The organism is Stenotrophomonas africana (genome assembly GCF_013004645.1).
Classification (GTDB): Bacteria; Pseudomonadota; Gammaproteobacteria; order Xanthomonadales; family Xanthomonadaceae; genus Stenotrophomonas; species Stenotrophomonas africana.
Map to the genome: position 1 here is coordinate 56567 of NZ_JABEME010000015.1, position 11657 is coordinate 68223.

At 67.3% G+C, this 11657-nt stretch carries 13 protein-coding genes; 7 read left to right on the plus strand and 6 right to left on the minus strand.

The features are described from left to right. Positions 1–23 precede the first annotated feature (23 nt). Together prpC and prpB are read right to left on the minus strand one after the other, a co-directional pair. Positions 24–1181, minus strand: a complete 1158-nt coding sequence (gene prpC, locus HLA98_RS19030; RefSeq protein WP_010482770.1) for a bifunctional 2-methylcitrate synthase/citrate synthase — start codon at positions 1179–1181, stop codon at positions 24–26. Positions 1182–1217: 36 nt separating this feature from the next. Then, positions 1218–2111 (minus strand): methylisocitrate lyase, encoded by an 894-nt coding sequence (gene prpB / locus HLA98_RS19035; protein WP_049444756.1) that lies wholly within the window; start codon positions 2109–2111, stop codon positions 1218–1220. Between the two features lie 154 nt (positions 2112–2265). Here prpB and prpR point away from each other — a divergent pair, with 154 nt between their 5' ends. Further along, the gene (prpR, locus tag HLA98_RS19040; RefSeq protein WP_057499881.1) at positions 2266–3849 is read left to right on the plus strand and encodes a propionate catabolism operon regulatory protein PrpR; all 1584 of its coding nucleotides are present in this window, start codon (positions 2266–2268) and stop codon (positions 3847–3849) included. Positions 3850–4074: 225 nt separating this feature from the next. Here prpR and HLA98_RS19045 read toward each other — a convergent pair whose 3' ends face one another. The 3 genes from HLA98_RS19045 to pdxH all read right to left on the minus strand — a co-directional run bounded on the left by HLA98_RS19045 (position 4075) and on the right by pdxH (position 5666). Further along, the gene (locus HLA98_RS19045) at positions 4075–4536 is read right to left on the minus strand and encodes a DoxX family protein (protein ID WP_057499882.1); all 462 of its coding nucleotides are present in this window, start codon (positions 4534–4536) and stop codon (positions 4075–4077) included. Positions 4537–4697: 161 nt separating this feature from the next. Next, positions 4698–5057, minus strand: a complete 360-nt coding sequence (locus tag HLA98_RS19050; RefSeq protein WP_057499883.1) for a YqfO family protein — start codon at positions 5055–5057, stop codon at positions 4698–4700. A 9-nt stretch (positions 5058–5066) separates the two neighbouring features. Continuing rightward, entirely contained in the window at positions 5067–5666 is a 600-nt protein-coding gene (gene pdxH / locus HLA98_RS19055) for a pyridoxamine 5'-phosphate oxidase (RefSeq protein WP_049444740.1), read from the minus strand. A gap of 40 nt (positions 5667–5706) precedes the next feature. Between pdxH and HLA98_RS19060 the strand changes: the two genes are divergently transcribed. Next, positions 5707–6534: a hypothetical protein gene (locus HLA98_RS19060; RefSeq protein ID WP_057499884.1), complete on the plus strand. Its 828-nt coding sequence runs from the start codon at positions 5707–5709 to the stop codon at positions 6532–6534. A gap of 6 nt (positions 6535–6540) precedes the next feature. Here HLA98_RS19060 and HLA98_RS19065 read toward each other — a convergent pair whose 3' ends face one another. Continuing rightward, positions 6541–6744, minus strand: a complete 204-nt coding sequence (locus HLA98_RS19065) for a dodecin family protein (protein WP_005410663.1) — start codon at positions 6742–6744, stop codon at positions 6541–6543. Between the two features lie 98 nt (positions 6745–6842). Between HLA98_RS19065 and HLA98_RS19070 the strand changes: the two genes are divergently transcribed. From HLA98_RS19070 to mdtD, 5 genes are all read left to right on the plus strand, one after another. Continuing rightward, positions 6843–7385: a shikimate kinase gene (locus HLA98_RS19070; RefSeq protein WP_057499885.1), complete on the plus strand. Its 543-nt coding sequence runs from the start codon at positions 6843–6845 to the stop codon at positions 7383–7385. After that, entirely contained in the window at positions 7382–8494 is a 1113-nt protein-coding gene (gene aroB, locus HLA98_RS19075; RefSeq protein ID WP_049444746.1) for a 3-dehydroquinate synthase, read from the plus strand. Before HLA98_RS19070 ends, aroB begins: the two co-directional genes overlap by 4 nt. Positions 8495–8637: 143 nt before the next feature. Continuing rightward, complete coding sequence (locus HLA98_RS19080) at positions 8638–8877, plus strand: WGR domain-containing protein (protein ID WP_019336384.1); 240 nt, start codon at positions 8638–8640, stop codon at positions 8875–8877. A 26-nt stretch (positions 8878–8903) separates the two neighbouring features. Beyond that, on the plus strand, positions 8904–9986 hold the full coding sequence (hemE, locus tag HLA98_RS19085) for a uroporphyrinogen decarboxylase (protein WP_057499886.1): 1083 nt from the start codon (positions 8904–8906) through the stop codon (positions 9984–9986). A gap of 92 nt (positions 9987–10078) precedes the next feature. After that, on the plus strand, positions 10079–11488 hold the full coding sequence (mdtD, locus tag HLA98_RS19090; protein WP_049444752.1) for a multidrug transporter subunit MdtD: 1410 nt from the start codon (positions 10079–10081) through the stop codon (positions 11486–11488). Positions 11489–11657: the final 169 nt, after the last annotated feature.

Sequence of the window (11657 nt, forward strand, 5' to 3'; positions counted from 1 at the left end):
GCCGGATGGGTACAGCAGGTGGATCAGACGCGCTTGTCGATGGCGACGAAGTCGCGGTCTTCCGGACCGATGTAGTTGGCGCTCGGGCGGATGATCTTGCCGTCGATACGCTGCTCGACGATGTGCGCGCTCCAGCCGGCGGTGCGGGCGATCACGAACAGGGGAGTGAACATCGCGGTCGGCACGCCCATCATGTGGTAGCTGACGGCGCTGAACCAGTCCAGGTTCGGGAACATTTTCTTGATGTCCCACATCACCGATTCCAGGCGCTCGGCGATGTCGTACATCTTCATGCTCGACTGCTCTTCGGACAGCTCGCGGGCCACATCCTTGATCACCTTGTTGCGCGGATCGGAAACGGTGTAGACCGGGTGGCCGAAACCGATCACCACTTCCTTGCGCTCGACGCGGGCCTTGATGTCTTCCTCGGCCTCATCCGGGGTGTCGTAGCGCTTCTGCACTTCGAACGCCACCTCGTTGGCGCCGCCGTGCTTCGGACCGCGCAGCGCGCCGATGCCACCGCAGATCGCGCTGTACATGTCGCTGCCGGTGCCGGCGATGACACGGCAGGTGAAGGTCGAGGCATTGAACTCGTGTTCGGCGTACAGGATCAGCGAGGTGTGCATTGCCTTCACCCACGACTCCTGCGGCTTCTCGCCGTGCAGCAGGTGCAGGAAGTGGCCACCGATCGAGTCATCGTCGGTTTCCACGTCGATGGCGCGGCCGTTGTGGCTCCAGTGGTACCAGTACAGCAGCATCGAACCGAGGCAGGCCATCAGCTTGTCGGCGATGTCACGCGCGCCCGGATGGTTGTGGTCGTCCTTCTCCGGCGCCACGCAGCCGAGCACGGACACGCCGGTGCGCATCACGTCCATCGGGTGCGCCGACGGCGGCAGTTCTTCCAGCGCCGCCTTCACCGCGGCCGGGATGCCACGCAGCGACTTCAGCTTGGCCTTGTAGGAAACCAGCTCGGCGCGGGTCGGCAGCTTGCCGTGCACCAGCAGGTAGGCGATTTCCTCGAACTCGCTGGTGTTGGCCAGGTCCAGGATGTCGTAGCCACGGTAGTGCAGGTCGTTGCCACTACGGCCCACGCTGCACAGCGCGGTGTTGCCGGCAGCGGTGCCGGACAGGGCGACGGACTTCTTCGGCTTGAAGGTCGGGGTTGCGGTCGTATCGTTCATGTTTCCCTCCGAAAACTTGATGGTGCAGGGTACTGCTTATTTCTTGGCGGCGAACAGTGCATCGAGCTGCTGCTCGAAGGCGTGGTAGCCGATGCGGTCGTAGAGTTCTTCGCGGGTCTGCATGACTTCCACCACGTTGCGCTGATGACCATCGCGGCGCACCGCCTGGTAGACGTTCTCGGCGGCCTTGTTGGCCGCACGGAAGGCCGACAGCGGGAACAGCTGGATGGCGACGCCGGCCGAAGCCAGTTCATCGCGACTGAACAGCGGAGTGGCACCGAATTCGGTGATGTTGGCCAGCACCGGCACCTTCACCGCGTCGACGAAGCGGCGGTAGGTATCCAGATCGTAGGCGGCCTCGGCGAAGATGCCGTCGGCACCGGCCTCGACACAGGCAATGGCGCGCTCGATGGCCTTGTCCACGCCGTCCACCTGGATGGCGTCGGTACGCGCGATCAGGAAGAAGTCCGGATCGGTCTTGGCATCGGCGGCTGCCTTCACGCGGTCCACCATTTCGCCCTGCGAGACGATCTCCTTGCCGGGGCGGTGACCGCAACGCTTGGCGCCGACCTGGTCTTCGATATGGCAGGCGGCCGCACCGGCCTTGATCAGCGACTTCACGGTGCGCGCGATGTTGAATGCGCTCGGGCCGAAGCCGGTGTCGATGTCGACCATCAGCGGCAGGTCGCAGACATCGGTGATGCGGCGCACGTCCACCAGCACGTCTTCCAAGGTGTTGATGCCCAGGTCCGGCAGGCCCAGCGAGCCGGCAGCAACACCGCCGCCGGACAGGTAGATGGCGCGGAAGCCGGCGCGCTTGGCCAGCAGTGCATGGTTGGCGTTGATCGCGCCGATCACCTGCAGCGGCGATTCGGCAGCCAGCGCCTCACGGAAGCGGGCACCGGCGGAGAAAGGGGCGGAAGCGGTCATGCGGCAATCCAGGTTGAAGTACGGGATAGAGAGCGCAAGCACCATGCCAGGCTGCAAGCCCTTGATTTCACGGGAATGACGCTCGCTCAACAGTGAAACATATGAAACATTGAAACGGATGTATCATGAAACATCCCGTCCAACGCGCGCCGCCATGTACCTGCCCCGCTCGCCTCTGCGCCACGCCGATGCCGACCCCGGCCGCCCGGTGATCTGGACCGTCAGCGTCTCGCGGCTGACCGGCCTGCTCGGCGACGTCATTCCCGAGTTCGACCGCCGCGCGCGCATCGAGCAGATCAACCTCGGCTTCGAGGAAGCGGTGGACGTGATCGGCCAGCGTCTGCGCCGCGAGCACTGTGACGTGGTCATCGCCGGCGGCTCCAACGCGGCCTGGCTGCGCGGCCGGCTGGAGCTGCCGCTGGTGCCGATCCAGGCCAACGGCTTCGACCTGATGGAAGCGCTGGCGCGGGCGCGTCGAATCGCCAGCCGCATCGGCCTGGTCACCCACGCCAGCGACGTGCCGGTGTTCAGCAACTTCCAGCAGAGTTTCGGCCTGGATATCGAACACCGTCGATTCGTCACCCGCGAAGACGCGCGCGATTGCATCGCCGACCTGCGCGCCAACGGCATCGAGGTGATCGTCGGCACCGGCATGGCCATCGACCACGCCGAACAGGCCGGCCTGCCCGGCGTGCTGCTGTACTCGGCCGATTCAGTGCGGCAGGCGTTCGAGCATGCGTTGGAACTGACCCAGACCCTTGCCCGCTCCGGCGGCAGCCGGCCCGCGCCGCGCCGCCGCGCCGCACCGCGCAGCGATGCCCACGACCTGCTCGGCGACAGCGAGGCCATGGCACAGGTGCGCGCACAGATCGCGCTGTACGCCCCGCATGACAGCACCGTACTGGTCACCGGTGAAACCGGCACCGGCAAGGAACTGGTGGCGCGCCAGCTGCACGCCGCCAGCGGCCGCCGTGGCCGCTTCGTGGCACTGAACTGCGGCGCGATCAGCGAATCGCTGCTGGAAGCGGAGCTGTTCGGCTACAGCGATGGCGCCTTCACGGGCGCACGCCGTGGCGGCCGCGTCGGCCTGGTCGAGGCGGCTGACGGCGGCACCCTGTTCCTGGATGAAATCGGCGAACTGCCGCTGCCACTGCAGACCCGCCTGCTGCGGGTGCTGGAAGAACGCGAGGTACTGCGTGTCGGTGCCACCGAACCGACCCCGGTCGACCTTCGCGTGGTGGCCGCGACCCTGCAGTCGCTCGAGCAGCGCGTGGCGGCCGGCAGCTTCCGCCGCGACCTGTATTACCGCCTGGCCGCGCTGCGCATCGCCCTGCCCGCGCTGCGTGCCCGGCGCGGTGACATCCCGCTGCTGGCGCAGCATTTCTTCCGCCAGCTGCGTGGTATCGACGCGCCACTGGATGCGGAGGCACTGGCGGTGCTGACCACCGCCGAGTGGCCCGGAAATGTGCGCGAATTGCGTAATCTGGTGGATCGGCTGCGCATCCATTGGCAACCCGGTGAAGGGCTGATTGATGCCGCGCGACTGCTGCAGCTGGCACCCGAGCTGGTGAATGAGGGCGCCGCTGCGCTACCAGTGGAAAGCAACGGCAAGCGCCCGCCGCGTGTGCAGTTGGAAACGCTGTTGCAGGAACACCGCAATGACCGCGAGGGGATGGCACAGGCGCTGGGCGTATCACGCACCACGCTGTGGCGCTGGCTGCGCGCGGAGGGATTGTAACGTCCTGCCATCTGGCTGGTGCACATCGATCTCTGGCAGGGGCGAACCGATGCCGACGTCTGTTGAGGGCAACCCGATGCCTGGGCGGTGCGAAGCGATCCCCGGCGGGTGCGAACCTTGGTTCGCACCGCTTTTCCCAAGCACCCCATCCACGCATGGCGTGGATCTACTGGAGCGCCCAGGCGCTACAGCACGCGCGTCGGCCGGGCGCGGAAGAAGGTGCAATCAACGCGCCCAGCGCACTTCTATCGCGAACCGTCCACTTCCCACTGCGGCAATCCACAACAGCAACACACCCAGCGGCACTTCGCTCAGGTAGAAGAACCAGCTCAGCCAATCCGGCACGCTCAGCCCCGCAGGAATGCGCGCGATGCCATCGGTAAGCGCCGCCACCGCACAGATCGCCGCCAGCAGCAGGGCCGAAGGCCGGCTGAGCAGGCCCAGCACCAGCAGGCCGCCCGCAATCCATTCAATGCCGCCGAGCACGGGCGCACTGAATACCGGGAACGGGATCCCCGCATCGACCAGCGTATGCACCATGCGTTCTCGGCCCGCATCGGTGAACACCTTGTTCCAGCCGGACACGCAGAACATCACCCCGGCCACGATGCGGGCGATCAACAGCAGGAACGCTTCCACGCCGTGACGCGGCGGCGGCACCGCAAACAGGCAACGCCAGGAGGGCATGGCAACTCCGGAAGTCAAGGACATTCGTTGGAGTGTGCCGGTTGGTTGATTGCCCGCAGATGAAGCGAATGGGTCCGAATGCGACAATCCGCTCTTGTAAAGTCGAGCCATGCTCGACTGCTTTACGCGCCAGAGCAACAGCAGTCGAGCATGGCTCGACTCTACAAAAAGCGTGCGTCGGTAAGCAGAAGCTCGATCTCCTCCACCTGCACGACAGGCACCTGCCACGGATGATGCGGCACGATGCCCTGTTCGAAGATGCGCTGCAGCCGCTGCGGATCACGCGGCAGGCAGAACTCCAGGCGCACGCTGGCGACCACTTCGGTGCGACCCGCCTCACCCTGTGCGGGCGACGCACCCGCGCGCGGGCGGAACTGCTCGAACCCCGGCGCCGACCACCACATACCGTGTTCGTAGTCGCCGGCCGCCAGCGCGTCCACCGCCAGGATGCCCTGCTTCACCGCATCCAGTGCTGCCGACGGCACGAACACCACCACGCGGTACAGCGGCAGGCGTTGCATCGGGCAGCCTTACGGGTACAGCAGACGCTTGCTCCAGCGCCCTTCGGCGCCGGCTTCATAGCACCAGCGTTCGTGCAGGCGGAACTGCGCGCCGTACCAGAACTCGATGCGGTCGGGCACCACGCGCAGGCCGCTCCAGCCCTCCGGGCGCGGCACGTCCTTGCCCTCGAAGCGGGCTTCGACCTCGGCCACGCGCGCATCGAATTCCTCGCGCGTTGCCAGCGTCTTCGACTGCTGCGAGGCCCACGCACCGATCTGGCTCATGCGCGGGCGGCTGGCGAAATAGGCATCGGCTTCGGCATCGGCGACCTGCTCGACACGGCCTTCAATGCGCACCTGGATACCGGCCTCGCGCAGGCTGCGCCACAGGAACAACAGCGCGGCCTGCGGATTGGCCTGCAGCTCCTGGCCCTTATGGCTGTCCAGGTGGGTGTAGAACACGAAACCACGCTCGTCGAACGCCTTCAGCAGCACGGTACGTGCCGAGGGACGGCCGTGCGTATCGGCAGTGGCCACGGTCATCGCGTTCGGCTCGACCTCGCGGCTCTGTTTGGCTTCTTCGAACAGGTCGGCAAACGTGGACAGGGCTTCGGCGTACAGGTCGCTCATGATTGCGTTCTTCTCACACGGATTGGGCTATTGTGGCTGCATGGCCGCTGCTGCGTATATGCCCCAGGTGAAAGGATTCCCCGAAACATTGGCCGAACAGGTGCTGGACGATGCACTGGGCAGCGGTGCAGCGGTTCCAGTATTGGCGATCAGCGGCCTGCAGGGGAGCGGCAAATCGACGCTGGCCGCACAGGTGGTGGCGCGCGCCCAGTCGCGCGGCCTGAACGCCGCCACGCTGTCCATCGATGATGTCTACCTGACCCGCGCACAGCGGCAGCGGCTGGCCCGCCAGGTGCACCCGCTGCTGATTACCCGAGGCCCGCCGGGCACCCATGACCTGGCGTTGGCCCATGCGGTGCTGGACGTCGTGGACACACGCCAGCCTTTCGCGATGCCGCGCTTCGACAAGCTGGCCGATGAACGCCTGCCCGAGGCGCAATGGCCGCAGCTGCAGCAACCGCTGGACCTGCTGGTCTTCGAAGGCTGGTTCCTGGGCACGCCTGCGCAGGATGACGACGCGCTGGACAGCCCGTTGAACGCACTGGAGCGCGAAGCCGACGCCGATGGTCGCTGGCGGCGCTGGTGCAACCAGGCGCTGGCTCGCGACTACCCGGCGCTGTGGCAGCGCTGCGACCGCCTGTGGTTCCTGCAGCCACCGGATTTCTCGGTGGTACCGCGCTGGCGGTGGCAGCAGGAGCAGAACCTGCAGGCCGCGCAGCCGGGCCGGCACGGCATGAGCCGGCCGCAGCTGGAGCGCTTCGTGCAGTACTACGAACGGGTCAGCCGGCAGGCGCTGGCTACCCTGCCCGCCCTGGCCGACCACGTAGTGATGCTGGACGGCCAGCGACAGGTGCAGGACGTGCGCTGAGCGCGCCTATTCCACCAGGAAGGTTACCCGCAGGTTGACCCGCCATTCGGTGATTTCGCCGCTGCCATTGGTGACCACCTTGGTCTCGTTCACCCAGGCGCCCTGGATGCCCTTGACCGTCTCGGAGACCTTCTTCAGACCGCTGCGCACGGCGTCCTCCACGCTCTTCGGCGAGGAGGCGGTGATTTCGATAACCTTGGCGACCGTCATGGCCTGTACTCCGGTTGGCGCGGGAAACCCCGCAGGAACGCCTACCCTGACGTGAAGGACGTAAAGGCCAGGGCACGGAGGTGTTAGCATCACAGGGCATGAATCCTGCTCCGAACCTGATCCTGATCGGCCCGATGGGCGCCGGCAAAACCTGCATCGGCCGCCGCCTGGCCGAGCGCTTCACGCTGGACTTCGTCGATGTCGACCAGGCCATCGTCGATGCCGCCGGCGCCAGCATTCCGACCATTTTCGAGCACTCCGGCGAAGCCGGCTTCCGCAGCCATGAACGCGAGGCGCTTGCCCGCGTGCTGGAAGGTCGCGGCCAGCTGGTCTCCACCGGTGGCGGCGCGGTGCTGGATCCGGACAACCGTGCACTGATCGCCCAACGCGGCTTCGTGGTCTACCTGCGGGTCAGCGTGGCCGCGCAGCTGGAACGCCTGGCCCGCGACAAGGGCCGGCCGCTGCTGCAGCGCCCGGACCGCGAGCAGGTGCTGCACGATCTGGCCGCACACCGCGACCCGCTGTACCGCGAACTGGCCGACCTCACCCTTGATACCGACCCGTATACCGCTGCCGACGCGACCGCCCACCTGGTGGTCAAGCTGGCCACGCAATGGCAGCGCCAGGACCTGACCGCATGACTTCCCCCGCCCTGCTGCAGGTCGCCGTTGGCGGCGACCGCCCCTACTCCATCACCATCGGCGCCGGAGCCCAGGCCGATGGTGCTGCACTGGCCTCGCATGTTCGCGGCCGCCACGTGCTGCTGCTCAGCGACAGCGAAGTGGCCCCGCGCTATCTGGCGTCGGTCAAGCAGACGCTGTTGGCTGCCCGCCCCGACCTGATCGTCGGCGAGCATGTGCTGGCCGCCGGCGAAGCCTCCAAGACCCTGGCTGAATTCGGCCGCGCGATCGAAGCGCTGGCCGCACTCGGCGCCACCCGCGACGCCTGCGTGTTCGCCCTCGGTGGCGGCGTGGTCGGTGACCTCGCCGGTTTTGCCGCCGCCTGCTGGATGCGCGGCGTGGACTGCGTGCAACTGCCGACCACCTTGTTGGCGATGGTCGATTCGTCGGTAGGCGGCAAGACCGCGGTCGACATTCCGGCCGGCAAGAACCTGGTTGGCGCGTTCCATCCACCGCGCGCGGTCATCGCCGATACCCGCGTGCTGGCCACCCTGCCGCCGCGCGAGCTGCGTGCTGGCCTGGCCGAAGTGGTCAAGTACGGCGCGCTGGGTGATGCCGTGTTCTTCGAATGGCTGCAGCAGCATGCCGATGCGCTGCTGGCCGGCGAAGACAACGTGCTTTCCGAAGCCATCGCGCGCAGCTGCCGGCACAAGGCCGCCATCGTCGAGCGCGATCCGTTCGAGAAGGGCGAGCGCGCCCTGCTCAACCTCGGCCATACCTTCGGCCATGCCATCGAGACCGAGCAGGGCTACGCGGCCCCGGGCCGCGACGCGCTGAACCATGGCGAAGCCGTAGCGGTCGGCATGGTGCTGGCCGCAAGGCTGTCCACCGAGCTCGGCCTGGCCGAGGATGCCGACCGCGCCCGCCTGCAGGCGCTGCTGGAACATCTCGGCCTGCCGGTGGCGATCCCGGCCGGGCTGGACCCGCAGGCCCTGCTCGGCCGCATGCGGCTGGACAAGAAGAACGTGGCCGGCCGCCTGCGCCTGGTGCTGTGGCGCGGCATGGGCCGCGCCGAAGTGGTGCCGGATGTGGATGAGGCGGTGGTGCTGAAGGTGCTGTCGTCCCGGTAGTGCCGGCCGCTTGCCGGCAACGTCAGCGACGAGGAAGCCGGCCAGCGGCCGGCACTACCGGGCTGCGCGGCAGGATTGCTGGCCAGCCGCCGGCACGACCGCGTTGCGGCCGGGGTCACCCTGGCCCCGCTACAATCGGCGCCATGCACGTCTACCTGCAACATCCCGACGCCGGTGCGCAGGCACCGCGCTTCCTGCGCCTGAGCCTGCAGCCGGACCTGTTCGGCGGCTGGGAGCTGCTGCGCGAGAGCGGCCGCGTCGGTGCCCGCTCGCAGCTGCGGCGCGAGCTGTTCCTGCAGGCCGACGAAGCCCGCCATGCTTTCGAAAAAGCCCGCGATGCCGAACTGCATCGCGGCTTCCAGATCCTTTCGCACGGCGACTGACGCCGCTGCCAACTTTCGTCCAAGGAATGCCCATCGTGACCAGCCCTCTCCGCAATGATCGCCTGCTGCGCGCCCTGCGCCGCGAACCGGTGGACTGCACCCCCGTCTGGCTGATGCGCCAGGCCGGACGCTACCTGCCGGAGTACCGCGCGACCCGGGCCAAGGCCGGCAGCTTCCTGGCCATGGCCAAGAATCCGGAGATTGCCTGCGAGGTCACCCTGCAGCCGCTGCGCCGGTTCCCCTTGGACGCGGCCATTCTGTTCTCGGACATCCTCACCATTCCCGATGCGATGGGCCTGGAGCTGTACTTCGTCGAAGGCGAAGGCCCGAAGTTCCGTCACCCGGTACGTGATGAAGCGGCCATCGCCAAGCTGGCGGTGCCGGACATGGAACAGGACCTGGGCTATGTGATGGACGCGGTGCGCCTGATCCGCCGCGAGCTGGACGGCCAGGTGCCGCTGATCGGCTTCTCCGGCAGCCCGTGGACACTGGCCTGCTACATGGTGGAAGGCGGCGGCAGCAAGGACTTCGCGCGCATCAAGGCGATGGCACTGAACCACCCGCAGGCCCTGCACCGCCTGCTGGAGGTCACCACCGACGCGGTGATTGCGTACCTGGGCGCGCAGCGCGCGGCCGGTGCGCAGGCGCTGCAGGTGTTCGACACCTGGGGTGGCGTGCTGTCGCCGTCGATGTACCGCGAGTTCTCGCTGCGCTACCTGCAGCGCATTGCCGAGGGTCTGGAGCGTGGCGAAGGCAGCGAGCGCACGCCGCTGATCCTGTTCGGCAAGGGCACCGGCCTGCATCTGGAGGCGCTGTCGCAGACCGGCGCCGATGCGCTCGGCCTGGACTGGACGCTGGACCTGGACGAGGCGATGCGCCGTACCGGTGGCCGCGTCGCCCTGCAGGGCAACCTTGACCCGACCACGCTGTACGCCTCGCCGGATGCGATCGCCGCAGCCGCCGCGCGCGTGCTCGACACCTATGCTGCCGGCAACGGCGGCTCGCGCGAGGGCCATGTATTCAATCTCGGCCACGGCATGTCGCCGGACATGGACCCGGCACATGTGCAGGTGCTGGTCGACGCGGTGCACGCGCACAGCCAGCGCTGAACACTGCGCACGCGGTTGCGGCGCGATGTTGATCGCGCCGTGACCCGCAGTGCGCGATCATGGTGGCCCCCACGCTGCACCGGCCGCACCCCATGTCCACATCGCCATCGACCTACAACCGCCAGCGCCCTCTGCTGTGGCTGGTTTCGTTGGCGATCTTCATGCAGATGCTGGACTCGACCATCGTCAACACGGCCTTGCCGGCGATGGCCGCCAGCCTGGGCGAAAGCCCGCTGCAGATGCAGTCGGTGGTGTTCAGCTACGCGCTGGCGGTGGCCACCTTCATTCCCGCCTCCGGCTGGATCGCCGACCGCTACGGCACCCGTCGCACCTTCCTGGTGGCGATCATCCTGTTCACGCTTGGCTCGCTGGCCTGCGCACTGGCCCAGCACCTGCACCAACTGGTCGGTGCGCGCGTGCTACAGGGCATCGGCGGTGCCATGCTGCTGCCAGTCGGCCGGCTGGCGGTGATGCGTTCGGTACCGCGCGAGGATTTCCTGCGCGCGATGAGCTTCATCGCCATCCCGGCCCTGGTCGGTCCGCTGATCGGTCCGACGCTGGGTGGCTGGCTGGTGGAGATCGCCTCATGGCACTGGGTGTTCCTGATCAACCTGCCGATCGGCGTGATCGGTTTCATCGCCGCGATGAAGATCATGCCCGACCACTACGCCAGCCATCGCACCCGTTTCGACCTGCGTGGCTACATCATGCTGGCCTTCGCGATGGTGGTGCTGTCGCTGGCACTGGACGGCATCTCCGGGCTCGGTACGCCACATGCGCTGGTGATGCTGATGACCGTGGCCGGCCTGGCGGCGCTGGTGGGTTACTGGCTGCACGCGGCCAATTCGACGGCGCCGTTGTTCTCGCTGGCACTGTTCCGCGTACCCAGCTACCGCATCGGCATCCTCGGCAACCTGTTCTCGCGCATCGGCAGCAGCGCCATGCCAATGCTGATCCCGTTGCTGCTGCAGGTCGGCCTGGGCCTGGGCCCGATGAACGCCGGCCTGATGATGGTGCCGGTGGCAGCCGCCGGCATGGTCTCAAAGAAGCTGGCAGTGAAGCTGGTGGAGCACTACGGCTACCGCCGCGTGCTGATGGTCAATACCGTGCTGGTGGGCCTGGCGATGGCCAGCTTCATCCTGATGACACCCGGCCAGCACCTGGCCTGGCGCCTGCTGCAGCTGGCCTTCTTCGGTGCGGTCAATTCGCTGCAGTTCACTGTGATGAACACGGTGACCCTGCGTGACCTGGACCGCGAGTTCGCCAGTTCCGGCAACAGCCTGCTGTCGATGGTGATGATGCTCGCCGCCGGTTTCGGTGCCGCGGCGGCCGGCAGCCTGCTGGCCGCGTTCGGCAATCACCTGGACAGCAACAGCGCGACCGCCGCGCTGCATGCCACGTTCCTGTGCGTAGGCGCGATCACCCTGACCTCGACGATGATCTTCTGGCAGCTGCCCGATACCAAGCCGGAGCCACGGCAGGTCGAGCACGTCGCGGAGTGAGGGTGTTTCGGCAGGGCTGCGCCCTGCACCTGCAGAGGCAACAGCAACGGCAACGGCCAGAGCCAAAGCGGCATTCCGTGGGATGGCGGGGCGGTGTCGGAGTGCGGGGACGCCGCAAGTACGTCCTTGTAGGCTTGGCAGCCGCATCCATGCGGCTGACACCCCGCAC